Genomic DNA, 23,986 nt, shown 5'->3' with positions numbered 1-23,986 from the left:
TGGTTGCCTCTTTACGATTTCGACGAAACGGCGCCGACAGGGCCGGCATGTGCGGGAACGGCGTCGTGCGCGTCGGCCAGTTCGGCCGCGAGATGACGCTCGGCGATCAGCTTGAGCGCGAGCGTGACGAGCGCGAGCAGCGCCAGCACCGACGCCACCGCGAACGCCGCCGCGAAGTTGTATTCGTTGTACAGGATCTCCACGTGCAGCGGCATCGTGTCGGTCACGCCGCGGATGTGGCCGGACACGACCGACACCGCGCCGAACTCGCCCATCGCGCGCGCATTGCACAGGATCACGCCGTACAGCAGGCCCCATCTCACGTTCGGCAGCGTCACGCGGCGGAAGATCTGCCAACCCGACGCGCCGAGCACGCGCGCGGCCTCTTCCTCGTCGGTGCCTTGCGCCTGCATCAGCGGAATCAGCTCGCGCGCGACGAACGGGAACGTGACGAAGATCGTCGCGAGCACGATGCCCGGCACCGCGAAGATGATCTGGACGTCGTGATCCTGCAGCCACGGCCCGAGCCATCCCTGCGCGCCGAACAGCAGCACGTACACGAGGCCCGAGATCACCGGCGACACCGAGAACGGCAGGTCGATCAGCGTCGTCAGCAGCGCCTTGCCGCGGAATTCGAACTTCGCGATCGCCCACGATGCGCACACGCCGAACACGAGGTTCAGCGGCACCGCGATCGCGGCGACGGTCAGCGTCAGCTTGATCGCCGACCACGCATCGGGATCGGCCAGCGATTCGAGATAGAAGCCGACGCCCTTGCGCAGCGCCTCGACGAACACCGCGGCGAGCGGGACGACGAGGAAGAACGCGAGGAACGCCAGCGCGATGCCCGTGAGCAGCCAGCGCACGACGCGCGATTCGCTGACGGGGTCGAGCCGCTTCGCGGCGCGCGCGGTGGGCGACGGGGTTTTCAGCACGACGGTGGCCTCCTGGCTCATTGCTGGCCTCCTGCGGCGACGGCGCTGACGGCGACGGGCGCCGGACCGCTCGCGCCCTTGCTCGTCCTGCGCTGCAGATACCACTGCAGCGTGTTGATCAGCAGCAGCATCAGGAACGACACGACCAGCATCACGACCGCCAGCGCAGTCGCGCCCGCGTAGTCGTACTGCTCGAGCTTCGTGATGATCAGCAGCGACGTGATCTCGGATTTCATCGGCACGTTGCCGGCGATGAAGATCACCGATCCGTATTCGCCGAGCGCGCGCGCGAACGCGAGCGCGAAACCGGTGAGCAGCGCCGGCAGCACGGCCGGCAGCACGACGCGCCGGAACGTCAGCCAGCGCGACGCGCCGAGGCATGCGGCGGCTTCTTCCTGCTCGCGCTCGAAATCCTCGAGCACCGGCTGCACGGTGCGCACGACGAACGGCAGCCCGATGAAGGTCAGCGCGACCAGCACGCCGGCCGGCGTGAACGCGATCTTGATGCCGAGCGGCGCCAGATACTGGCCGACCCAGCCGTTGGTCGCGTAGACGGCCGCGAGCGAGATGCCGGCCACCGACGTCGGCAGCGCGAACGGCAGGTCGACGATCGCATCGACGAGGCGCTTGAAGGGGAACGTGTAGCGCACCAGCACCCACGCGACGAGGAAGCCGAACACGGCATTGATCAGCGCGCCGCCGAACGCGGCCGAGAACGTCAGCCGGTACGACGCGAGCACGCGCGGCGACGTGACGGCAGTGACGAACTGCTCCCACGACAGCGTCGCGGTCTTCAGGAACGTGGCGGCGAGCGGAATCAGCACCACGAGGCTCAAATAGGCCACCGTGATGCCGAGTGTCACGCCGAAACCGGGCAGCGCGCTCGGCTTGCGAAAGGTGTACGTCGTCATCGGATGCTCTTGCTGGGTCGATGCTGCTCATGGGCCCGACGCAAACGCCGGCGCAGTGAATCGCGCCGGCGGCCCGTCGGGGATGCAGCGCGCTGTCGTGGCGCGCCGCTTGTCGTTATGGCGTTACTGCGGCTTGTAGATCGAATCGAACACGCCGCCGTCCGCGAAATGCGTCTTCTGCGCATTCGTCCAGCCGCCGAACGTGTCGTCGACCGTGTACAGCTTCAGCTTCGGGAACTGCCTGGTCAGCTCCGCCGGCACGTTCTTCGAACGCGGCCGGTAATAGTTGCGCGCCGCGATTTCCTGGCCCTGCGGGCTATACAGGAAATTCAGGTAGGCCTCGGCCAGCTTGCGCGTGCCCTTCTTGTCGACCACCTTGTCGACCACCGCGACGGGCGGCTCGGCCAGGATGCTCACCGACGGCACGACGATCTCGAATTTGTCGGTACCGAATTCCTTGACCGACAGGAACGCCTCGTTTTCCCACGCGATCAGCACGTCGCCGATCCCGCGCTGCACGAAGCTCGTCGTCGCGCCCCGCGCGCCCGAATCGAGCACGCCGGCGTTCTTGTAGAGCTTCGTGACGAATTCCTTCGCCGTCTGCTCGTTGCCGCCCGGCTTGTGCAGCGCGTATGCCCACGCGGCCAGGTAGTTCCAGCGCGCGCCGCCCGAGGTCTTCGGATTCGGCGTGACGATCGAGATGCCCGGCTTGGTCAGGTCGTCCCAGTCCTTGATCCCCTTCGGATTGCCCTTGCGCACGAGGAACACGATCGTCGACGTATACGGCGACGCGTTGTCGGGCAGACGCTTCTGCCAATCCTTGTTCACCAGCCCCTTGTTCGCGAGCGCGTCGATGTCGTACGCCAGCGCCAGCGTGACGACGTCGGCCTGCAGGCCGTCGAGCACCGAGCGCGCCTGCGCGCCCGATCCGCCGTGCGACTGCTTGAAGTTGACGGTTTCGCCCGTCTTCGCCTTCCACTCCTTGCCGAACGCCTGGTTGAAATCCTGATACAGCTCGCGCGTCGGGTCGTACGACACGTTCAGGAAAGTCGTATCGGCCTGCGCATGCGTCGCGACGCCCAGCGCCGCCGCCGCGCCCAGCGCGAGTGTTGCGATCAGGCGGCCCACCCCGCCCACCAGCCCCGTATTGCGCTTCGCCATCCTTGGTTCTCCAGTGTTGTCGGTATTGCGATGTCGGGCCAGTCTAGCGAACGGGTTACATGATTAAAAATAATCGTTCCTCATTTTTTAATACTCAAAAGTGCTAACGCATACGGGACGGACGGTTGCGGCGGACAAACCGGCGTCCGGGCGTCGCGAAATCGCGCCGGAACCGGCGCGATCGCGTCGAACCTCAAGTAACACTTGAAATTCACCAAGTACTGTATAAAAATACAGCTCACTGTCTATCCATACAGTTGAGCCATGACCAAACTCACCGCCCGTCAGCAGCAAGTGTTCGACTTGATCCGTCGCGCGATCGAGCGCTCCGGATTCCCGCCCACCCGCGCCGAGATCGCGGCCGAACTGGGCTTCAGCTCGCCGAATGCGGCCGAGGAGCATCTGCGCGCGCTGGCACGCAAGGGCGTGATCGAGCTGGCCGCCGGCGCATCGCGCGGCATCCGGCTGCTCGGCATCGACGACACCCCGCACCAGTTCACGCTGCCGCACGCCGGCCTGATGCAACTGTCGCTGCCGCTCGTCGGCCGCGTCGCGGCCGGTAGCCCGATCCTTGCGCAGGAGCACATCTCGCAGCATTACGCATGCGATCCCGCGCTGTTCACCAGCAAGCCCGACTACCTGCTGAAGGTGCGCGGCCTGTCGATGCGCGACGCCGGCATTCTCGATGGCGACCTTCTCGCCGTGCAGAAACGCACGGAAGCGAAGGACGGCCAGATCATCGTCGCGCGTCTTGGCGACGACGTCACGGTCAAGCGCCTGATGCGCCGGCCCGGCGGCCTCGAGCTGATCGCGGAGAACCCGGATTACGAAAACATCTTCGTCAAGGCCGGCAGCGCGGATTTCGCGCTGGAAGGCATCGCCGTCGGGCTGATCCGCTCGGGCGAACTCTGACATTCCATCTCGCCAGGAGAACATCATGGAACGCCTTGCCCGCCTGCTGCCTTTCCGTCAATTCGGTCGCCTGCGTCATCTGCGCGGCCGCACGCCATGCGCACCGCTGTCCGCGGCGGCGCCAGTGCAAGAAGAAGTCGCAGTCGAACGGCAGGCGTCCCTGCTGCCGTCAGCGCTTCCCGCATTCGCGCGGGTATCGCTGAATGCCGGTCTGAATCACGCGGAACCCGCACGCCGAGCGCCGGTGCGCGTCTATCACGGTCGCTCGCGCCTGATCATGGTGGGTACGATCGATGCCGTGTGCCGCATGATCGATCGCTGCATTGCAGAGGAACGATCGGCCACGCCGGGCGGTCTCTGATTGCGGAACGTTCCCGCACCGGAGGCAACGTGACTGAATCGTCGCGCCGCGCACGGCGCCTCAAGCCCCTGCTGATCGTCGTGCTGGTCGTCGCCGTCATTGCGACGCTCGGCTATGCGTACGCGTCGCCGTATGTCGCGCTCGGCCGCCTGAAATCGGCGATCGATGCGCGTGATGCGCAGGCGATCAGCGAATATGTCGATTTTCCGTCGCTGCGCATCAGCCTGAAGCAGCAGGTCACGGAAGAGTTGATGCGTCGGATCGACGCCGTGAAGAAAAACAATCCGTTCGCGGTGATTGGCGCGCTGATCGGGTCTGCGCTGATCGGCCCGCTGGTCGATGCGTACGCGACCCCGGAGGGCGTGGCCGCGCTGATGAACGGATTGCCGCCACGCGGCAATCCGGGCGAGCGTCCGCCTGAGTGGTCGAACCCGCCGCCAGCAGGCAATGCACCCGGCAACACGCCTGCCGCACCGGCCGCCAATCCGGCGCCGGCAAGTGCCGGCGCACCGGGCGGCAACGCGGCCGCTTCGGCGGCATCGTCGCCGGCACCGGCACCCGCGCCCGCGCCCGCGCCCGCCGCACCGGCCAGCCCGAGCGAAGCAACGCCAGCGCCGCACCAGCAGCAAACCAGCGCGGGCTACCGAAATATCGATGAATTCGTCGTGACGTATCAGCGCAGCGCCGACGGCACGCGTTATGCGGCGATCTTCCACCGCTTCGGACTGTTCTCGTGGAAATTGTCCGGCATCGACCTGCATGCATAGCAGGCCGCGCTCGACACGCGCCCTGCCGGTGCAGTGCAACGCCTGACCGACATGCATCGCCGGTCAGGCAGCCATCCGGCCTTTAGATCATTTGCCGCTCGCGATGGTCGCTTCACGCTCGCGTGCGATTTCGGCCTTCTGCTCTTCCGCCGACGAACACGCCACCAGAATGCTGCAGTTCACGCGATCGAGCAGTTGCGTGTTGCCCGACCCCATCCACCATCTCGACAATCCGCTGCGGCACCGGTGCCCGACGACGACGAGATCGACCTTCAGCTCCGACGCGAGATTCGCGATTTCGTCGATCGGATAACCGAACGCGAAATGGCCCTCGGCCTGGACGCCGCGCTCGCGCAGCCAGTTCACGCCTTCCTGCAGAATTTCGCGCGCGGTTTCCTCGAAGCGGCCGCATGCGACATCGGTCAGCAAGCCTGCACTTTGCGCAATGCTCGAACGCATGTCGACGACCGACAGCAAATGCGTTTCGGCCTTCAGGTCCATCGCGAGATTGGCGCCGCAACGCAGCGCCTTGCGCCCCTCGAGCGTGCCGTCGTAACACAGCAAAATCTTGTTGTAGCTAGCCATGGAGCCTCCCTATCGCAACAACGAGCCTACGCATTCATCATGGTGCGCCGCAATTCAGGACGCAAGGGATGGAAAACGCTGATTCGCCCCGCGCGGCGCGTGCGCGATGATGCGGTGCACGATCGGTGCGCACCTGCATCGCACCGTGCAGGCATGCGCTGAAGCGATGCAGCCGATGCACTAGAATGGCCCGTTCCATCTCGAGCGGGCCGCGTCGCGCCGGCATCGTGTGCTTCGACCATGCCCGTGTGACACGCATTCGCGCGATCCGTTCGCCAGCCCGCCACGCACCGGTAGCGGAACGCGCCCGCTTACAACGACAGCCCGCCCATGCCCGTCGCACCGATCGATTTCCGTAACGTCGAAAAGCACTATGGCGACAAGCTCGTCGTCGACGGTCTGTCCTTCAACGTGAAGGCCGGCGAATGCTATGGCCTGCTCGGGCCGAATGGCGCCGGCAAGACCACGACGCTGAAGATGCTGCTCGGCCTCGCGCATCCCGATGCAGGCGCCATTTCGCTGTGCGGCGAACCGGTTCCATCGCGTGCGCGACACGCACGCCGGCGGGTCGGCGTCGTCCCGCAGTTCGACAACCTCGACCCCGACTTCACGGTCCGGGAAAACCTGCTCGTGTTCAGCCGCTATTTCGGGATGTCGGCGCAGGCTGCACGCGCACTCGTGCCGCCGCTGCTCGAATTCGCGAAGCTCGAGAACAAGGCCGATGCGAAAGTCGGCGAGCTGTCGGGCGGCATGAAGCGCCGCCTTACGCTCGCCCGCGCGCTCGTCAACGATCCCGATGTGCTGGTGCTCGACGAGCCGACGACGGGCCTCGACCCTCAGGCCCGGCACCTGATGTGGGAGCGGCTGCGCTCGCTGCTCGCACGCGGCAAGACGATCCTGATCACCACGCATTTCATGGAGGAAGCCGAGCGCCTGTGCGATCGGCTGTGCGTGATCGAGGAAGGCCGCAAGATCGCCGAAGGCGCGCCGCACGCGCTGATCGAATCGGAGATCGGTTGCGACGTGATCGAGATCTACGGGCCCGATCCGGCCGCGCTGCGCGACGAGTTGTCGGCATTCGCGAAGCACACCGAGATCAGCGGCGAGACGCTATTCTGCTATGTGACCGATCCCGAGCCGGTCAGCGCACGACTCAAGGGCCGTACGGGGCTGCGCTATCTGCATCGCCCGGCCAATCTGGAGGATGTGTTCCTGCGGCTCACGGGCCGCGAGATGCAGGATTGATCGACCATGGACGTCCGTCACTATTCCGCCACCACGCCATCGGCCCCGCCGCGCGAATCGCGCTTCGCGATAGCGATGCCGGCGAACGCCAGCAACTGGATCGCCGTCTGGCGGCGCAACTATCTCGTGTGGCGCAAGCTCGCGCTCGCGTCGATGTTCGGCAATCTCGCCGATCCGATGATCTATCTGTTCGGGCTGGGTTTCGGGCTCGGCCTGATGCTCGGCCACGTCGACGGCGTGTCGTACATCGCGTTTCTCGCGGCCGGCACGGTCGGCTCGAGCGTGATGATGTCCGCGAGCTTCGAATCGATGTATTCGGGTTTCTCGCGGATGCACGTGCAACGCACGTGGGAAGCGATCATGCATACGCCGCTCGCACTCGGCGACATCGTGCTCGGCGAGATCGTCTGGGCGGCCAGCAAGGCGATGTTGTCGGGCGGCGCGATCATGCTCGTCGCGGGCGGGCTCGGCTACGCGCAGTTTCCGTCGATGCTCGCGGTGCTGCCCGTGATCGCGCTGGCCGGCCTCGCGTTTGCCAGCATCGCGATGATCGTCACGGCGCTCGCCCCGTCGTACGATTTCTTCATGTTCTATCAGACGCTTGTGCTGACGCCGATGCTGCTGCTGTCGGGCGTGTTCTTCCCGATCGCGCAGTTGCCGCCGCTCGCGCAGCACGCGGCGCAGGCGCTGCCGCTCGCGAACGCGGTCGAGCTGATCCGCCCTGCGATGCTCGGCCGGCCGGCGACCGACATCGCGTTGCACGTCGCGGTGCTCGCCGGCTACGCGGTCGGTGGGTTCCTGCTGTCCGCATGGCTGTTCCGGCGGCGGATGATGCGCTGACGGCCGGCGCACCGGCCGCCGGCTTCATGCGACGACATTACTCGTCGTCGTCGCTCCACGGAATTTCGACGTCGGTCAGGAACGCGACGGTCGCGAGCGGGCCGCCTTCCTGCCGGCCGAGCTTGCCGTCCGCGCGATGCCATTCGACGCGAAACTGCGTGCCCGGATCGTCGGCCAGCAGATAGACCGTGCGCAACTCTTCCTTGTCGGCTTCGTCCACCGGGCCGTCGAACGACACCAGCATCTTCTGCGGCCACAGGCCGTTGACGGGATCGTAAATCCGATCGCCTTGCGGAATGTCGATGCTGGCCTCGACACCGATCGTTGCGGAGGCCTCGATGATCATCGTGCCGAGTGCCTGCAGCACGGCAGTCGCCCGCGCGGAATTGGCCTGGCGGATCGCGAGATCGCCGCGCGTCAGCGCCTTTTCGAGTCGAGGATGGATCTTCGGTTGGGTCATGCGTTTTCCTGTTTGCTTCTTGTAAAAGGCGCCGCACACGTGAAGCGGCGGCGCCGGATGAATACGACGATGGCGCGCGACGGGCGCGCCGTTTGCATGCATCAGAACCCGAACGCGATCGCGAGCAAGCCGCTCGCGATCCCGAACACGACGACGAGCGCCGCGACGATCGCCAGCATGTAGGGCTTGAACGAACGCGCGAGCATCGCCAGCGACGGCACGCTGATCGGCGGCAGCGTCATCAGCAGCGCGGCGGCGGGGCCGACGCCCATGCCGAGCGACAGCATCGCCTGGATGATCGGCACCTCGCCGGCCGTCGGGATCACGAACAGCATGCCCGCAACCGCGAACGCGACGATCCAGCCGAGATGATTGCCGATGTCCGGGCCGATATGCGGGAACAGCCATGCGCGCGCGGCGCCGAGCAGCAGCACGAGCACGATGTATTCGGGCACGAGCCGCACGGCCATGCGCGCGAGCAGTTTCATCCAGCGGACGAACGGATTGCCGGCTGCGGCCTGCTCGGCCGCCAGCGCCGCGAGCTGCGCATCGTCGATGCTGCGGTCTTCGGGGCGCGCGATGCGGTTCAGCAGATAGCCGATCCCGAACACCATCGCGATGCCGAGCAAGATGCGCAGCGCGCTCCAGTGCCAGCCGAGCACGAAGCCCATGAACACCAGCGCCGCCGGGTTCAGCACCGTATTGCCGAGCCAGAACGCGACCGCGCCGCCCGGCGACGCGTGGCGCGCACGCAAGCCCGCCACGACCGGCGCCGCGCAGCACGTGCACATCATCCCGGGCAGCGACAGCAGCCCGCCCGCGGCGACGCTGCCGAATCCCGTGCGGCCGAGCACGCGCGCCACCCAGTGCGCGGGCAACAGCGCCTGTACGGCCGAGCCGAGCAGCAGGCCGAGCACCATCGCCTGCCAGATCGCCTTGCCGTACGCCCACGCATAGTCGAGCGCCGCCTTCAGCGACGGTTCGGGCGCGGCCGCGGACGTGCCCATCAGGATCGACTGGCCGATCGAATGGTGCTCGGCGGCAACGAACGCCTTGTTGTAGTACGGGAACCATTTCACATAGAACAGGCCCGCGACCGCGATCAGCAGGAAGGTCATCCAGCCGAACGCCGGAGTGGGTTGGGTGCGTGTGGTCGTCATCGTGCGGTGGTCGTCGATTGGTCTTTGTCGGTTTCGGATGTCGCGCCGGCGGCAAGCGCGGCCGATGCGGGCAGTCCGGCTCGCGCGAGTTCGGCCAGCAGCCTGCGCGCCTGATCGCGCACGTCGGCTGCGTTGGGCCGAAACGTGAACGTCAGCGCCCGGTTCGGCTTGTTGTACGTCGCGCGGTAAGTGCGCGCATAGGCGGGATCGTAATGCTTGTCGATCAGTTCGGCGAACAAATCGGCCCGCGCGCCGGCATCGATCAGCCCCTTCCAGCGCGTCACTTCTTCGCGGCTGTGCAGGCCGATCAGCCGATGAAGCTGCGCCTTGAACGCATCGGGTTCGTCGAACAGATGCGCGTAATCGTCGAGCAGGAACGCGATCCGCTCGTCGTGGGCCGCCTCGACCTGCACCCACGGCCCCGCGTGAAACGCGTCGATCAGCGCGATCGGTAACTGCACGAGGCCGATCCTGCGGCTTTCCGACTCGACGAACACCGGCCATTCGGGGTCGAAACGCCCGAGCGTCTCGACGAGCCCCGAATCGAACCCCTTTTGCGCCGGCTGTGGTTTGCCCGGCAGCGCGCCGAGCAGCGAGCCGCGATGGCATGCGAGCGCTTCGAGATCGAGCGTCTGCGCGCCCACGTCGCGCAGCGCGTTCAGCAGGCGCGTCTTGCCGCAGCCCGTATGGCCGACGAGCGCGATGTAGCGAAAGCGCGTCGGCAGCGAGTCGAGCGTCGCACACACCGATTGGCGGTACGCCTTGTAGCCGCCGTCGAGCTGGCGCGCCTTCCAGCCGATCAGGTTGAACCAGGTCGTCATCGAGCCCGAGCGCTTGCCGCCGCGCCAGCAATAGATCAGCGGCCGCCAGTTGCGCGGCCGGTCGGCGAACGTCGTATCGAGATGGCGCGCGATGTTGCGCGCGACGATCGCCGCGCCCACGCGCGTCGCCTCGTACGGCGATACCTGGCGGTACATCGTGCCGACGAGCACACGCTCTTCGTTGCTGAGCACGGGCGCGTTCAGCGCGCCGGGAATATGATCCTCGGCGAACTCGAGCGGCGTGCGCACGTCGATGATCTCGTCGAACTCGCCGGCGCGATCGAGGGTGACAATCAGGTTCTTCAATTTGGCGTCGAACAGGGGCGATACGGCTCGGGGAGCCGCATGGGCACGGAAGGCGGATTGACGATTATCTCACGGGCCGGCGTCCCGGGCGTCGCGCGGCGGTCGGCGGCGGCGAGGCGGCCTGCATCGCGTCGATCAGGTGGTCGCGGAACGCGCGCACCGACGCGGGCAGATCGCGCCCCGCCATCGTCTGCACCTGGATGCTGCGTTCGCGCAATTGCGGGTTCGTCACTGGCACGACGACGAAGCCGTCCGCATCGGAGCGATCGCGCACCGACAACAGCCCGGTGAACATCACCGCGCCCGTGCGCCGCGCGTAGCCGTACATCGCGGCGGTGTTGTTGCTCGTCAGTTCGGGCTCGAGCAGCAGCCCGTCGAGCGCGCACGCGATGTCGATCAACTGACGCACCGTCGTGCCGGCCTCGGGCAGCACGTGCGCGTGCCGCGCAACGTCGGCGAGCGACACCGCGTCGCGCGCCGCGAGCGGATGATCGTGCCGGACCAGCGCAAAGACCGGCGCGCGCTCGGTGTGGTCGACGCGCACGCCCTTCTCCGGCGCGAGGCTGAAGGTCAATGCGATGTCCGCATCGCCGTCGCGCACGCGCCGGGTCGCGTCCGCCGGCGACACGACCCACACGGTGAAATCGACGCCCGGGTGGCGCGCCTTGAAGCTCGCGAGCACGCCGGGCAGGAAATCGATCGCGAACCCCTCCGAGCACGCGATCTTCAGCAGGCTGCCGTGCAGCGCGTCGAGCCCGCCGATGTCCTTCATCACGTGTTCGGCCTCCAGCAGGCTGCGCTGCGCGAACGCCAGCAGCCGCTCGCCGGCCTCCGACAGCGCCATCCCGCGCGGCCGCCGCTCGAACAGCGGCGCGCCGAGCTCGCTCTCCAGTTTCGCGATCTGGCGGCTGATCGCCGACACGGCCACGTGCAGCCGCGCGGACGCGTCGCTGATCGAGCCGGTACGCGCCACCTCGACGAAATATCGCAACGCCAGACCATGCAGGAAAGCCGCCATCGTTCTGTCTCCGCGCCGCATCCGGTCGCGCTGCTTTGCCTTTTCGGCAAAGAAAGGTTCGAAATTCGATCATTGTGACAAAAAAACCGGCTTTCTAGAATCGATCGCACTTCACGTTGCGTACGCGGCCCGCGCGCAGCGAACCCTCGGAGGAGACACGATTTGAGCCGTACCGCCGCTATCCAGCACGCACTGAACCAGTTCGAGTCCGGTGCATTCTTCACGACCCTGAGCCGCCGCGTCGGCCTGCGCACCGAAAGCCAGGAAAGCGGCAGCGGCGCCGCGCTGCGCGCCTACCTGACCGACGAGATCGCGCCCGAGGCCGCCCGCCTCGGCTTCACGTCGCGGATCGTCGACAACCCCGTCGACGGCGGCCCGTTCCTGCTCGCGTCGCGCCACGAAGACGACGCGCTGCCGACCGTGTTGATCTACGGCCACGGCGACGTCGTGCGCGGCTACGACGCGCAGTGGCGCGCGCCGCTGTCGCCGTGGACGCTGACGGCCGACGGCGACCGCTGGTACGGCCGCGGCAGCGCCGACAACAAGGGCCAGCACTCGATCAACCTGGCCGCGCTGGCGAGCGTGCTCGCTGCACGCGGCGGCCGGCTCGGCTTCAACGCGAAGCTGCTAATCGAGATGGGCGAGGAAACCGGGTCGCCGGGCCTCGACGCGCTGTGCCGCCGGGAACGCGACGCGCTCGCGGCCGACGTGCTGATCGCGTCCGACGGCCCGCGCATCGCCGCCGCGCGCCCGACGGTATTTCTCGGCTCGCGCGGCGCGGTCAACTTCAAGCTGAGCCTGTACGCCCGCGACGGCGCACATCACTCCGGCAACTGGGGCGGACTGCTGCGCAATCCGGCGATCGTGCTCGCGCATGCGCTCGCGAGCCTCGTCGACGCGCGCGGCGCGATTCGCGTCGCGGGGCTGCGCCCGCCGCCGATCCCGGCTGCCGTGCGCGACGCGCTTGCCGATCTCTCCGTCGGCGGCGGCCCCGGCGACCCGGCGCTCGACGCCGACTGGGGCGAGCCCGGCCTGTCCGCCGCCGAGCGCGTATTCGGCTGGAACACGTTCGAGATTCTCGCGTTCAAGGCCGGCAACCCGGAGCATCCCGTCAACGCGATTCCGCCTGCCGCGTATGCGCACTGCCAGTTGCGCTTCGTCGTCGGCACCGACTGGGAAGCGCTGCATGCGCATCTGCGCGCGCATCTCGATGCGCACGGCTTCGCCGACATCGAGATCGACGTCGAACGCGGCGCACCGGCGACGCGCGTGCCGCCGGACGATCCGTGGGTCCGCTGGGCCGTCGCGTCGCTCGCGCGCACCACCGGCAAGAAGCCCGCGATCCTGCCGAATCTCGGCGGCACGCTGCCGAACGAGGTGTTTGCCGACACGCTCGGGCTGCCGACGCTGTGGGTGCCGCACTCGTACCCGGCGTGCTCGCAGCACGCGCCCGACGAGCATCTGCTCGCGAGCGTCGTCAGCGAGGGGCTGCAGATGATGGCCGGCCTCTTCTGGGATCTCGGCGACGACGCGCCGCCCGTTCGCCGCGCGGCAGCCGCCGCGGCCGGCGCCGCCCTGTAACGCGCTTCGCCCCTTTCACGGGACTGCACACACGATGAATACGACCACCCTGACCTCGCAGGACGCCGCGCACCCCAGCGCCGCGAAGATCCGCCGCATCATCTTCGCGGCGTCGATCGGCAACGCGCTCGAATGGTTCGACCTGATCGTCTACGGCTTCTTCGCGGTCACGATCGCCAAGCTGTTCTTCCCCGCCACGAGCGAAGCGACGTCGCTGATGCTGACGCTCGGCACGTTCGGGCTGTCCTACCTGATCCGGCCGATCGGCGGCTTCGTGCTCGGCGCGTACGCGGACCGCGCGGGCCGCAAGGCGTCGCTGCTGCTGTCGATCGCGATGATGATGGCTGGCACGCTGCTGATCGCGCTGATGCCGACCTACGCGTCGATCGGCATTCTCGCGCCGCTCGGGATCATGCTGTCGCGGCTGATGCAGGGCTTTTCAGCGGGCGGCGAATTCGCGAGTTCGACCGCGTTTCTCGTCGAGCATGCGCCGCAGCGGCGCGGTTTCATGTCGAGCTGGCAGTTCGCGAGCCAGGGCCTCGCGACGTTGCTCGCGTCGGGCTTCGGCGCGCTGCTGACGGCCACGCTGACTTCCGCGCAACTCGAAAGCTGGGGCTGGCGCGTGCCGTTCCTGTTCGGGCTCGCGATCGGTCCGGTCGGGCTGTACATTCGCCGCTACGTCGACGAAGGCGTCGAATTCAAGACGCAGGCGCGCTCCGACGCCCCGGTGCGTGAGCTGTTCGCGGCCCAGAAGTTGCGGCTGCTGCTGTCGATCGGCGCGCTCGTGATCTCGACCGCGATCAACTACATGATCCTGTACATGCCGACCTACGCGATCAAGCAGCTCGGGCTGCCGGCCTCGACGGGATTTGCGGCGACGCTCGCGACCGGCTTCGTGCTGACGCTCGTCACGCCGGTCGTCGGCCATCTGTCCGACCGCACCGGGCGGATCCGCATGATGGCGGTCGCCGCCGTGCTGATGCTCGTGACCGTGTGGCCGACGTTCGCATGGCTCACACGCCACGCGTCGTTCGCGACGATGCTCGCCGCACTGGTCTGGATCGGCGCGCTGAAGGCGATGTATTGCGGCGCGCTGCCGGCGCTGATGGCCGAACTGTTCCCGTCGCAGACACGCGCCACCGGGCTCGCGGTCAGCTACAACACCGGTGTCACGCTGTTCGGCGGCTTCGCGCCGTTCGTCATCACCTGGCTGATCAGCGCGACCGGCAACCGGCTGTCGCCGGCGCTCTATCTGATCGGGTGCGCGCTGCTGAGCCTCGCCGCGCTGTTCGTCGCACGCACGCGGCTGAAGATGCGCTGACGCGGGACACGACGGCGCAGCCATGCGCCGCCGACACGGCCCGTCGTGGCATCGCTGCCGCGCGGGCCGCGCGCCGTTTACGGCGCCGGATTCGGCTGCCGTTCGTGCAATGCGTCGATCTCGGCGAGGATCTCGTCGGACAGCGTCACGTCGATGCTGCCGATGTTCTCCTTCAACTGCTCGAGCGACGTCGCGCCGACCAGATTGCTGCGCACGAACGGGCGGCTGTTGACGAACGCGAGCGCCAGTTGCGCGGGCGACAGCCCGTGACGCCGCGCGAGCGCGACGTAACGCGACGTCGCCTCGATGGCCTGCGGCTTGCTGTAGCGCTGGAAGCGCTCGAACAGCGTGATGCGCGCGCCGGCCGGACGCGCGCCGTTCTCGTACTTGCCGGACAGCCAGCCGAACGCGAGCGGCGAATACGCGAGCAGGCCGACGCCGTCGCGATGCGTGAATTCCGACAGCCCGTTTTCGAACGTGCGGTTCAGCAGGCTGTACGGATTCTGGATGCTCGCGATGCGCGGCAGCCCGAGCCGCTCGGCCGCGTGCAGGAACTGCGCGACACCCCACGGCGTTTCGTTCGACACGCCGATCGCGCGCACCTTGCCGGCCTTCACGAATTCCGCGAGCACGCCGAGCGTTTCCTCGATCGGCACCGTGTACGCGTCGTCGACCCACGGATACGCGGGACGGCCGAACGTGGTCGTGCTGCGATCGGGCCAATGCAGTTGGTAGAGATCGACGTAGTCGGTCTGCAGGCGCTTGAGGCTGCCGTCGAGTGCTTCGGTCAGGTTCTTGCGGTCGAACTGGTTGCCCTCGCCGCGGATATGGCGCGGATTGTGCGGCTGCCGCGCCGGCCCCGCGATCTTCGTCGCGAGCACGATGCGGTCGCGCTGCGCGCGATGCTGCGCGATCCAGGTGCCGATGTATTGCTCGGTGCGGCCCTGCGTGTCCGGCTTCGGCGGCACCGGATACATCTCCGCGGCGTCGATCAGCGTCACGCCCTGCCCGAGCGCATAGTCGATCTGCTCGTGCGCGTCGCGCTCCGAATTCTGCTCGCCCCACGTCATCGTGCCGAGACCGATCAGGCTGACCTCGATGCCCGAATCGCCGAGTGTGCGGTATTCCATGCTGTTCCTGTCGCGTCGGTGGAAAGCAGGAACGCTATCACATCGAAGCGGTTGCTTCAGGCTGGCGCCGCGCACGCTTACAAGCGGCTTTTGGGCTGCCCGGCGCGCTCACGCGCCCGCTGCCCGGACGACGCTGCTGCCGCCCTCCGTCACTGCGGCCGCTGGATGAAGCAGGTCGCCGACGCATGCGCGACGATCTTGTCGTCCGGCGTCTTCAGCGTGCCCTCCGCGACGCCCAGCGAACGCGACAGGTGAATCACGCGCCCTTCCGCGATCAGGTCGACGTCGCGCGGCACGGGCCGCAGCATCTTCACGTGCAGATCGACGGTGCCGTAACCGACGCCCGCGTCGAGCATCGAATGCACCGCGCACCCGGTGACGGAATCGAGCACCGTCGCGGCGAACCCGCCGTGCACGCCGCCCAGCGGATTCAGGTGGCGGCCGTCCGCCCGCGCCGAAAACTTCACGTAACCGAGCTCGACGTCGAGCGGACGCATCGGGATCGTCTCCGAAATCGACGCAAGTGGCACGTCGCCCGACACGGCGGCACGCAGCAAATCGAGGCCAGACAGGGAAAGCGGATTCATCGGGTTGTCTCCGGGTTGAAAGCGCGTCGCCGCGCGAGTAAGTTCTAAATTGGAACCCATTATTGTCAACGATGCCGGCCGTTGTCAACGCGGCTGCGCCCGTTGCAACCGAAGGCGGGTTCTATAATCGAACCCGCTATTTCGCTGAACCGCCGCAAGACCGCCGCAAGAGGCAAGAGACTCGACGATGAAATGGGATGACATCGGCACGCTGAACTGTTCGGTCGCGCGCACGCTCGCCGTGCTCGGCGACCGCTGGACCATGCTGATCCTGCGCAACGCCTTCCTCGGCTGCCGCCGCTTCGATGCATTCCAGGCCCAGCTCGGCCTGACGCGCCACGTGCTGGCCGAACGGCTGGCGCGGCTCGTCGACGAAGGCGTGCTCGCCAAGCGCGCATATCACGAACGCCCGCCGCGCTTCGAATACCGGCTGACGGAAAAAGGCCGCGACCTCTACCCGGCGCTGCTCGCGCTGATGGCGTGGGGCGATCGCTGGAAGGACGACGGCCAGGGGCCGCCGCTGCAATTGCGCCACCGGGCCTGCGGCCAGCTGATGCACGCGGTGACCGTATGCTCGGCCTGTGGCGAGCTGCTCGACGCGCGCGACGTGCAGCCCGAGCCAGGGCCCGGATGGATCGCGCCCGATGAGGCCGGCGCGTCTGTAACCACGGATTGACGATGCGCTACGCGCGGATGTCCGTCAGACGCGCCCGTTGCACGCACGCTTCGGCGACAGGCCGCATGGGGGCCGAGTCAGTCCGACCGGAAGCACGCATTGCTCGCACACGCGGGTCCTGCAACGGCGAATGCAATCGCATGCCATCGCCGGCGCTGTCCGCTGTCCGTTGACCGCCCCGCGCGCATACACGAGTTGCACAACGCAACTTTGCGTCACCCTCATCGCCGCTGCCGATCATCGTGCGGCCCCTCGCTTCGCATCCGCACGTGACCGGGCCGCCACGCGTGCGTTACACTCACGGCCCGCTGTCTCGAAATTATTCGCTGTCCAAGATGTTGTCGCGCAATCGCCTCGCTGCCGCCTGTCTCGCCGCTTCCCTGCTCGCCACACCCTTCGCCGCCTTCGGCAAGACGCAAAGCGAATCGCTGCTCCAGCAAGCGATCGATCTCGTGTCGCGATGGTTGCCGGCCCCCACTCACGAAGCACCCGCGACGCAGGTCGTCGAATCGGCGTTCTCGCCCGATGGCGGCGCCGAAGCGCTCGTGCTGAAAGCGATCGGGGCGGCGCGCAGCTCGATCCGGGTCGCCGCCTACTCGTTCACGTCGCCGCCCGTCGCGCGCGCGCTGCTTGCCGCCAAGCGCCGCGGCGTGAATGTCGCGGTGGTCGTCGACGACAAGGGCAATCGCGCGAAGAGCAGCAAGCAGGCACTGAACCTGCTCGTCAACGCGGGCATCCCGACGCGCACGATCGACGCCTATGCGATCCATCACGACAAGTACCTCGTGATCGACGCGGAGCACGTCGAAACGGGTTCGTTCAACTACAGTGCGTCGGCCGCCAGCCGCAATTCCGAGAACGTCGTCGTGGTCTGGAACAATCCGCAACTCGCGTCGCGCTACCTCACGCACTGGCAAAGCCGCTTCGACCAGGGCACGCCGTACCGCTCCAGCTACTGACGCGCGACACGCGCTTTCGCGCGACGCTCGACCGCTCGCATTTTTGCCGCCGCGTGACAGATGATCGGCGAGCATGGCGCGATGCTCAATTCGGCCAAATGGCCAGCATGCCGGCTCGCGAAGCGCCCATCACGGGCGACGCCGCCACGTTCAATGGATTTCGGGCACCCGCCCGATCACTGCGCCGGCATGCGCGCCCGACACGCAGCGGTTTGCGTGCCCGTCCGCATCGCTTGCCGGATTCGCCGACAAGCCGCGATCGCCCATCGGCAGCACGCTGCGCACGCAATCGGTGCTGAACATCAGCGTGTTCTGCACCAGTGGGTAAAGGAGATACAGCGCAAACGCGAGATAGCCCGCGTACAGAATTCGAACCATGGTGCGATGGGATGCGATGAACGATTGGACTTGTCCTGTTTACGGCATCGCGACGCGCACCTTGAGGTATCGCCCGTGCGACGCCGCATCGGAACGAAACACGAGCCGATGACACCCGCTTCTCACAGCATCTTCGCCGACCCTCACGGAGCCGATCACCGCAGCCGCGAGACGTGCAGCGTGGCGATGCATCGAGGAATGCGGGATACGTGTTCGGAAACGTTGGCGGACGCGCTGCGCGACAGCGACGTCGTCGCGCGGCTCGGCGGCGACGAGTTCGTCGTGCTGTTGAGCGCCACCGATCCGCCGACGTCGCCGAGCCCGTCGAACGCGCGACGCAGACGCTCGCGCAGCGCAATGCAGCCGACGCACGCGGCTACGCGATCCGTTTCAGCGTCGCGCACGTTGCGTACGATCCCGCACGCCATCGCACCGTCGCCGACCTGCTCGCATCGGCCGATCGCTGGATGTACGAACACAAGCAGCGCGGCAAGACGGCCGGCGCATGACCGCGGACGAGCCGCGCCGGCGCGACAGCGCGCAACCCACGCCGCCGCGCTGCCGCTCGGCCGCGGTCGTGCAGGGACGTCGGTTCAGCTTCCGCAAGGCGGCGCACTAGCCATTGCGTCCGCGATCTGCTCGGGCGTCAGGTCGCGCTGATGCGTCGCCAGCGACCAGCGATGCCCGAACGGATCCTCGACCTGCCCGTAACGATCGCCCCAGAACATGTCGGCGGCGGGAATCGTGATCGTCGCGCCGGCCTCGACCGCCTTCGCGATCGCGGCATCCGTGTCCGGCACGTACAGATGCAGACAGACGGGCGTGCCTTTCAGCGCCTTCGGGCCGAGCGCACCGTGCTCGGGCATTTCATCCACCAGCATCAGCGTCGAATCGCCAATCGCAAGACACGCATGCGCGAGCCGGCCGTCGGGCATCGCGAGGCGAAACTGTTCGGTCGCATCGAATGCGCGCTTGTAGAAGTCGATGGCTGCGGTCGCGCCCGCACAGATCAGATGCGGGGTCAGCGTGCGCATCCCTTCCGGGATCGGCTTGACGGACGTGGACATGGTGTCGCTCCTTCAGTCGGTTGTCGTATCGAAAATCGGGACGGACGCGCGATGCGCACGCCTCCGATGCTACGACGGACGACTCCCGCGGAAATCGACACGACATGCGGGATTTTTTTGTTTGGCCGAGCCACCGGGTGCACAGGACGCCCAGGGCCTCGTCAGCGGGTTCGGGCGGCCTGCTCGTCGGTTGGCCGAATTGACGGCGGCAGGCCTGCAGCAACTCGGCCACCGCGTCGAGCGGAAGATCGACAAACCGGCCGATCGGCAACATCACGCCATCCGGCACCTTCGTGCGCGACGAATGTACGGAAAACGGGTAGACGATGTAACGATTACCGGCGACGCGGACGATCCGGAATTCCGTGACGTCACACCAACGCGTGATAAGTTTTTCGCGGGCGGAACCGATCAGCCGGAAGCCCGTCTCGTCGACCTGCAGCGCCATCTGGCGCCGCGACGACACGAACAACGCGGCGCTGGACAGCCCCAGCAGCGCGGCCAGCACCCCCACCGGCCAGAGCGTCGGGGCGGCCGCATAACCGCACCGGCTCGCCGAAGCCAGCCCCGCGCACACGATCTTTCAGCCTTCGGCCGCCGACTGCCAGCGCGACCGGCAACGGGCCGGTGACCGTTTCCGCGACGGGATCGACGTGCCAGCCGGAATCCGTCGTTTCGCGTTCCTTCACTGCACGCTGGCTCGTATCGACGGCCGTCGGTCCATCGGCTCGGGGCATGTCGGGATTCCGATCCCGCTCGCGCGAATTACGCGCCATTGCGCCGACGTCGGTCAATTACATACCTTGACCGTGCCGTTCGTCGTGCATTGACCGATGGCCCAGTGGCTCTGCCCCGCCAGATGAGGCGCGAGGCCCATGCCGCGGATCGGCGCGGCCGGCGGTGAAGACGCGGGGACGGTCGCCGATGCGGTCTCGGGTGACGGTTGCACGGGCGACGGCCCGGACGCGGTCTGACAGGCGGCAAGCGCCGAACAAAGCGCGAATGCCAGCGAAGCGATGGCGGATCTGGGCATGATCATGGGCGCGTTCGCGCGATTCGTTTTGGGGGACCGGCTCGCCGTCAGATTTGCGGCAGATCGCGCAACGTGCGCGACTCGCTGGTTGCATCGATGTCGAGCTCGATGCCTTCGGACGCATCGCGATACAGCACGCGCTTCAGCCTGGGTCCGATCGCAGTGGTGTCCGATGCCGAGAAGATCGCGCGGACATCGTTGCCGGACGCGAGTGCGCGCGCCACGTCCGCCACCGGGGCCTCGCTGGGCGCCGCCGCCCACGAGCGATCGACCGGATTCACGGCCGCCCAGCGCACGTGCGTCACGCGCGCGCTGAGCGGATCGATTCGGACACCATTCACCGCAAACGTCGACATCGGCATCTCCTTTGAATTTTTGCAGCCCGCCGCATGCACGCTGCGGGCTGCGAACGGCCCGGACCTTGCCCGCGCGGCGCGCACGGCCCGCGATCACGTGCGCGGCTCCGGCCAACGCGATTTTCGATGATACATTGGGACGCTTTGCAACCGTCAACAGACGATCGTGTACGGGAGAAACACATGAGCGACGCCTGGGGAACCTTCCCTGCCAGAATGGGCGACCATCAGGCTTTCATCAGCTTCAACCACGGCTTTGCGGAAATCGCGGATGGCGATCCGCGCACGTCGGTGCTCAGCGTGCGCGTTCCCTTCGCGCATCCGTCGCCCGACGGTCTGCCGACCGGCGACGAATTCGCCGATCTCGCCAAGATCGAGGATCTGCTCGACGCCGCGATCACCGCGAAAGACGGCGTGCAAGTCGGCCGCATCACCGTCGACGGTAACCGGGACTTTCTTTTCTACGTGCCGTTCGACGAAGAGGCGGCCGCCGAGATCGTCGACTCGCTGGCCGACCGGACGACCTATGCGCTTCAGTACGCCCATCAGGACGACCCGGACAAGACGACATACTGGCAGACGCTCTACCCGACCGAGGACGACTGGCAGATCATGCGCGACATGCGCACGCTGGAGGCGCTGCGGCAGCAAGGCGACGTCGCCGACGTGAGCCGGCGCGTGATGCACTGGGCGTACTTCCCCGACCCGAGCGACGCACACCAGTTCGCGGACTGGGCCGAAGCGAAAGGCTATCCGGTCGAATCGGTCGCGCCGACCGAAGACGGCAAGTCGGCGGTGCGGTTTTCGCACGAAGACACGATGGCCCTCGCCGATATCACGCGCCATACGATCGTGCTCAATCGCGAGGTGCGCGCACTCGGCGGCAATTACGATGGATGGGAGACCAGCGTCGAACAGGCCGGCTGAGCGGCGCGCGATGCCCGCGGCGCGTGATGCGACGTCACGCATGCGACGCAAAAAACATCCCGGCAGCGTTGTTGCGCGCTGCCGGGATCAAGGCATCGCCGGCAAAAACCGGCGATGGGCCTGAGGGTTCGCTCAGGCACGAGGAAAGCAATTCGAACGGATCGGGCGAACGGATGTCGGAGTGCGAACGCGTGCCGTCGCGCAGTCCGCCGAACGCCTGTCCGGTTCCGCCGACGCAATTTTCCGGCGTCGGGGGGCAAAAAGCCCCCGCTCCTGCGCGAGCGAGCGGGGAAATGGTTGACCGGGCCGGGGAAGAACGGTCAACCGGTCAAATTGTGATCTCGAGTCGCGCGGCGGTCTGTGCGGCAACTCACCCTTTAGTGACAACGTGACGGCAACCGGCATGCTCGCGTGCCGGCGAATACCGTCACGATTCAAGCACGACGCATTGCTTGCCGGCCTCGTTGACGAAAAGCCGGGAGACGGCGTTCGTCTTTTCATCCCGGCGTTTTATTTTTTAATCAAGCCGCTTTTTCAGGCCCAAAGGCGCAGCTTCCGGTAAATCGCAAGTATTGTCAAAGCAGGATTATTCTATTTTTTTCGTGCGATGCGATTCCCGTCTCGTTTTTCCGTACGTAATTTCTTGCGCGCAATGATCTGCGTCATGAAAATACAAGTTCGTCGCTACAACGAGCCACTGGAAAACCAGTCGGCAGCCATATCGATCCAGTCGAGATTGCTGACGATTTCAATAGCAGCGCCGCCGACGATTTCGGCTGTCGACGAATCTGCCGCCACCGCGCCGGTTGCCCCCGCGCTCACCTTCGCTATCTCGGTCGATGCGACGGGCCTCGGATCGGCAAGCCGCTCCAGCCAGTCGACGATATTGGCGCGCGCGTCCGCCTCGTCGGCGAAATCGTTTCGCTCCAGAAAACGATCGAATACGATCCACGCGAGCGTCTTGCTTCGCACCTCGGACTCGAGCTGCCTGTCGACGACGACGGTACGGCCGGACTCGGCGATTTCGAGCGTCGCCGTGAAGCAGTAATCCAGATATTCGATCTCGAGTTTCGACGACATGGCTTCTCCGCTCAATGCGCCCTCTCATTTTTCACGATGGCCGGCGTGCTTCGCGACACCGTGTGAATCTTGCGTAAATTTCGCGCAGGGTTTCATTCTCGCTGGCAGTATCGCGATATTCTCGCAACCTGTCGATCTGGACCGTCAACACATGATCGTTCCCATTCTTTTTGTCGGTTGAGCCGTAAGTCGCTCCATTTTCCTGTTTTTGGTATCGAACCGCTGCACAGCCGTCCGCGCTGCTAAACTCGAATCACGAGGGCCGCTTGCGCCACCAGAGGAAATCAATGACGCTCGCTCACGCACGACGAGGCGACGTAGATGTCTGGATCGTCCAGCTTCCCGGGCACGCTCCCTATGCCTACACGCACCTCAAGCGGGTATTTTCGTCCGACGACTCTCGACATCGGGTCGTGACGGTCGACTTGAAGAAACTGCTGACCTGCGCCGACCGCGACACCACCGACTATGTGCTGCCGTCGGTTCAGTATTGGGCACCCGGCAAGGCCGCGGGCATTCGCGAATTCCTCGATCCGGACCGGGACCGGATTCCGGACATGCCGTTCATCACGTTTCGCGAGACGAGAACGCGAACGCTGCTCGGCATTCCCGGCCTGTCGAAAATCGGCGTCGCGTCGTTCCGTAACGGCCAGCATCGCGCACGCTATCTCGCCTATGCCGGCGCGACGATCTTGCCTGTCGAAATCCACGAGACCGAAGCCGATTTGCTGGTCCGGTATTGCGGCGAATGATGGCGAAGTCCGTTCGGATTTCACCGGCCGCGATGCCGTAGCAGGCCGGCCGCGGCTGCACGCGCGTGCGCGGCATGCCGACGCCGGCAAAGCGTTCAAGCCTGGATCGCGTAAATCCGGTCGGTGACTTCCGTCCGGCCGATGCGGCTCGTTTCGACTCCGGCCAATTGCCAGCCGTTGTGTTCGTAGAACCCAATCGCACGCACGTTGCCCTCCAGCACCTGCAGATGGACCTTGTCCACGCCGATCGACCGGGCCCATGCGCGAACCGCTTCGATCATGCGCTTGCCCGTGCCGCTGCCGTGATGCGACGGATGAACGTGCAGGCAGTCAAGCAACACACCCAGCGCCGGATCGACGGGGCGCTCGGCGCTGACGAAGCCGACCGGCTCGCCATTCGACTCGGCGATCAGCACGAAGCCCCAGTCGCGCTCGTTGCGATCGAAATACTTGCGCCACCGGATCGCATGCTCGGTCGGCGCCTCGTCGGACAGATAGGCGGCTGGAAGAATATGGCTATAAGCGGTTTGCCAGCTCAGCGTGTGCAGGCGAGCAATGTCGTTCGCGTCGTGCACCGTCGCGGCGCGCAGTGTGGTCCGGGTGTCCGGCATCGGTAGCAACTCCTTGTGCTCGTTCTCTTGATCGGCATGTGTCTTC

Annotated in this window: 27 protein-coding genes and 2 pseudogenes; 12 read left to right on the top strand and 17 right to left on the bottom strand. The window is 66.5% G+C overall.

The features are described 5' to 3' along the window. Positions 1-11: 11 nt before the first annotated feature. The 3 genes from cysW to WS89_RS05855 all read right to left on the bottom strand — a co-directional run bounded on the left by cysW (position 12) and on the right by WS89_RS05855 (position 3,007). Positions 12-956: a sulfate ABC transporter permease subunit CysW gene (gene cysW, locus WS89_RS05865; RefSeq protein WP_059789822.1), complete on the bottom strand. Its 945-nt coding sequence runs from the start codon at positions 954-956 to the stop codon at positions 12-14. Then, the gene (cysT, locus tag WS89_RS05860; RefSeq protein ID WP_059498978.1) at positions 953-1,846 is read right to left on the bottom strand and encodes a sulfate ABC transporter permease subunit CysT; all 894 of its coding nucleotides are present in this window, start codon (positions 1,844-1,846) and stop codon (positions 953-955) included. Before cysT ends, cysW begins: the two co-directional genes overlap by 4 nt. 123 nt (positions 1,847-1,969) lie before the next feature. Continuing rightward, positions 1,970-3,007 carry a sulfate ABC transporter substrate-binding protein gene (locus tag WS89_RS05855; protein WP_059498979.1) on the bottom strand — a complete coding sequence of 346 codons (1,038 nt, stop codon included), beginning with the start codon at positions 3,005-3,007 and terminating at the stop codon, positions 1,970-1,972. A 264-nt stretch (positions 3,008-3,271) separates the two neighbouring features. Here WS89_RS05855 and lexA point away from each other — a divergent pair, with 264 nt between their 5' ends. From lexA to WS89_RS05840, 3 genes are read left to right on the top strand one after another with little or no spacing between them, the layout of a single operon-like run. After that, a complete protein-coding gene (lexA, locus tag WS89_RS05850; RefSeq protein ID WP_059498980.1) occupies positions 3,272-3,919 on the top strand; it encodes a transcriptional repressor LexA in 648 nt (215 codons plus the stop codon). A 25-nt stretch (positions 3,920-3,944) separates the two neighbouring features. Next, positions 3,945-4,280, top strand: a complete 336-nt coding sequence (locus tag WS89_RS05845; protein WP_006476078.1) for a hypothetical protein — start codon at positions 3,945-3,947, stop codon at positions 4,278-4,280. A gap of 29 nt (positions 4,281-4,309) precedes the next feature. Continuing rightward, the gene (locus WS89_RS05840) at positions 4,310-5,047 is read left to right on the top strand and encodes a DUF2939 domain-containing protein (protein WP_059789821.1); all 738 of its coding nucleotides are present in this window, start codon (positions 4,310-4,312) and stop codon (positions 5,045-5,047) included. Positions 5,048-5,134: 87 nt separating this feature from the next. On the opposite strand, the gene WS89_RS05835 is transcribed toward WS89_RS05840, so the two are convergent. Further along, positions 5,135-5,632: a universal stress protein gene (locus tag WS89_RS05835; RefSeq protein ID WP_059498982.1), complete on the bottom strand. Its 498-nt coding sequence runs from the start codon at positions 5,630-5,632 to the stop codon at positions 5,135-5,137. Between the two features lie 330 nt (positions 5,633-5,962). On the opposite strand from WS89_RS05835, the gene nodI reads away from it, so the two are divergent. Both nodI and WS89_RS05825 read left to right on the top strand, forming a co-directional pair. After that, positions 5,963-6,877 (top strand): nodulation factor ABC transporter ATP-binding protein NodI, encoded by a 915-nt coding sequence (gene nodI, locus WS89_RS05830; RefSeq protein WP_059789820.1) that lies wholly within the window; start codon positions 5,963-5,965, stop codon positions 6,875-6,877. 6 nt (positions 6,878-6,883) lie between these two features. Then, a complete protein-coding gene (locus tag WS89_RS05825) occupies positions 6,884-7,717 on the top strand; it encodes an ABC transporter permease (RefSeq protein ID WP_059498984.1) in 834 nt (277 codons plus the stop codon). Positions 7,718-7,754: 37 nt separating this feature from the next. Here the strand turns inward: WS89_RS05825 and WS89_RS05820 are convergent, their stop codons facing one another. The 4 genes from WS89_RS05820 to WS89_RS05805 form a co-directional block, all read right to left on the bottom strand. Continuing rightward, on the bottom strand, positions 7,755-8,177 hold the full coding sequence (locus tag WS89_RS05820) for a hypothetical protein (protein WP_034207242.1): 423 nt from the start codon (positions 8,175-8,177) through the stop codon (positions 7,755-7,757). 101 nt (positions 8,178-8,278) lie between these two features. Further along, entirely contained in the window at positions 8,279-9,337 is a 1,059-nt protein-coding gene (locus WS89_RS05815) for a permease (RefSeq protein ID WP_059789819.1), read from the bottom strand. Then, positions 9,334-10,464, bottom strand: a complete 1,131-nt coding sequence (gene mnmH, locus WS89_RS05810; RefSeq protein ID WP_059789818.1) for a tRNA 2-selenouridine(34) synthase MnmH — start codon at positions 10,462-10,464, stop codon at positions 9,334-9,336. Before mnmH ends, WS89_RS05815 begins: the two co-directional genes overlap by 4 nt. A 64-nt stretch (positions 10,465-10,528) precedes the next feature. Then, entirely contained in the window at positions 10,529-11,482 is a 954-nt protein-coding gene (locus WS89_RS05805; RefSeq protein WP_059498987.1) for a LysR substrate-binding domain-containing protein, read from the bottom strand. A gap of 162 nt (positions 11,483-11,644) precedes the next feature. Here WS89_RS05805 and WS89_RS05800 point away from each other — a divergent pair, with 162 nt between their 5' ends. Next, on the top strand, positions 11,645-13,063 hold the full coding sequence (locus WS89_RS05800; protein WP_059789817.1) for a M20 family metallopeptidase: 1,419 nt from the start codon (positions 11,645-11,647) through the stop codon (positions 13,061-13,063). Between the two features lie 34 nt (positions 13,064-13,097). Then, entirely contained in the window at positions 13,098-14,384 is a 1,287-nt protein-coding gene (locus tag WS89_RS05795; RefSeq protein ID WP_059498989.1) for an MFS transporter, read from the top strand. A gap of 77 nt (positions 14,385-14,461) precedes the next feature. Here the strand turns inward: WS89_RS05795 and WS89_RS05790 are convergent, their stop codons facing one another. Beyond that, complete coding sequence (locus tag WS89_RS05790; RefSeq protein ID WP_059789816.1) at positions 14,462-15,514, bottom strand: NADP(H)-dependent aldo-keto reductase; 1,053 nt, start codon at positions 15,512-15,514, stop codon at positions 14,462-14,464. A 149-nt stretch (positions 15,515-15,663) separates the two neighbouring features. After that, the gene (locus WS89_RS05785; protein ID WP_059498991.1) at positions 15,664-16,101 is read right to left on the bottom strand and encodes a PaaI family thioesterase; all 438 of its coding nucleotides are present in this window, start codon (positions 16,099-16,101) and stop codon (positions 15,664-15,666) included. 187 nt (positions 16,102-16,288) lie between these two features. Between WS89_RS05785 and WS89_RS05780 the strand changes: the two genes are divergently transcribed. Beyond that, positions 16,289-16,777: a winged helix-turn-helix transcriptional regulator gene (locus tag WS89_RS05780; RefSeq protein ID WP_059789815.1), complete on the top strand. Its 489-nt coding sequence runs from the start codon at positions 16,289-16,291 to the stop codon at positions 16,775-16,777. 335 nt (positions 16,778-17,112) lie between these two features. Next, positions 17,113-17,736: a phospholipase D family nuclease gene (locus WS89_RS05775; RefSeq protein WP_027784365.1), complete on the top strand. Its 624-nt coding sequence runs from the start codon at positions 17,113-17,115 to the stop codon at positions 17,734-17,736. A gap of 150 nt (positions 17,737-17,886) precedes the next feature. On the opposite strand, the gene WS89_RS05770 is transcribed toward WS89_RS05775, so the two are convergent. Further along, on the bottom strand, positions 17,887-18,114 hold the full coding sequence (locus tag WS89_RS05770) for a hypothetical protein (RefSeq protein WP_059789814.1): 228 nt from the start codon (positions 18,112-18,114) through the stop codon (positions 17,887-17,889). A gap of 6 nt (positions 18,115-18,120) precedes the next feature. Here WS89_RS05770 and WS89_RS34900 point away from each other — a divergent pair. Further along, a pseudogene (locus tag WS89_RS34900) lies at positions 18,121-18,623 on the top strand (diguanylate cyclase domain-containing protein). 84 nt (positions 18,624-18,707) lie between these two features. On the opposite strand, the gene WS89_RS05760 reads toward WS89_RS34900, so the two are convergent. From WS89_RS05760 to WS89_RS05755, 4 genes and pseudogenes are all read right to left on the bottom strand, one after another. After that, the gene (locus WS89_RS05760) at positions 18,708-19,181 is read right to left on the bottom strand and encodes a VOC family protein (RefSeq protein ID WP_059498995.1); all 474 of its coding nucleotides are present in this window, start codon (positions 19,179-19,181) and stop codon (positions 18,708-18,710) included. Between the two features lie 187 nt (positions 19,182-19,368). Next, positions 19,369-19,918: pseudogene (locus WS89_RS34550) on the bottom strand (aspartyl-tRNA synthetase); the annotation flags it as partial. 53 nt (positions 19,919-19,971) lie between these two features. Further along, a complete protein-coding gene (locus WS89_RS34830) occupies positions 19,972-20,220 on the bottom strand; it encodes a hypothetical protein (RefSeq protein ID WP_082741804.1) in 249 nt (82 codons plus the stop codon). Positions 20,221-20,261: 41 nt separating this feature from the next. Then, positions 20,262-20,570 (bottom strand): hypothetical protein, encoded by a 309-nt coding sequence (locus WS89_RS05755; protein ID WP_059499096.1) that lies wholly within the window; start codon positions 20,568-20,570, stop codon positions 20,262-20,264. A gap of 183 nt (positions 20,571-20,753) precedes the next feature. Between WS89_RS05755 and WS89_RS05750 the strand changes: the two genes are divergently transcribed. Beyond that, positions 20,754-21,497: a DUF695 domain-containing protein gene (locus WS89_RS05750; RefSeq protein WP_059789812.1), complete on the top strand. Its 744-nt coding sequence runs from the start codon at positions 20,754-20,756 to the stop codon at positions 21,495-21,497. 684 nt (positions 21,498-22,181) lie between these two features. Here the strand turns inward: WS89_RS05750 and WS89_RS05745 are convergent. Beyond that, positions 22,182-22,577, bottom strand: coding sequence for a hypothetical protein (locus WS89_RS05745; RefSeq protein WP_059789811.1), 396 nt, complete (start codon positions 22,575-22,577; stop codon positions 22,182-22,184). A gap of 287 nt (positions 22,578-22,864) precedes the next feature. Between WS89_RS05745 and WS89_RS05740 the strand changes: the two genes are divergently transcribed. After that, positions 22,865-23,329: a plasmid fertility inhibition factor family protein gene (locus WS89_RS05740; protein WP_059789810.1), complete on the top strand. Its 465-nt coding sequence runs from the start codon at positions 22,865-22,867 to the stop codon at positions 23,327-23,329. 95 nt (positions 23,330-23,424) lie between these two features. On the opposite strand, the gene WS89_RS05735 is transcribed toward WS89_RS05740, so the two are convergent. After that, the gene (locus WS89_RS05735; RefSeq protein WP_059789949.1) at positions 23,425-23,940 is read right to left on the bottom strand and encodes a GNAT family N-acetyltransferase; all 516 of its coding nucleotides are present in this window, start codon (positions 23,938-23,940) and stop codon (positions 23,425-23,427) included. Positions 23,941-23,986: the final 46 nt, after the last annotated feature.

Origin of the sequence: Burkholderia sp. MSMB1072 (assembly GCF_001524725.1) — a bacterium.
Classification (GTDB): domain Bacteria; phylum Pseudomonadota; class Gammaproteobacteria; order Burkholderiales; family Burkholderiaceae; genus Burkholderia.
This window is presented reverse-complemented; position numbering and strand designations above follow the sequence as displayed.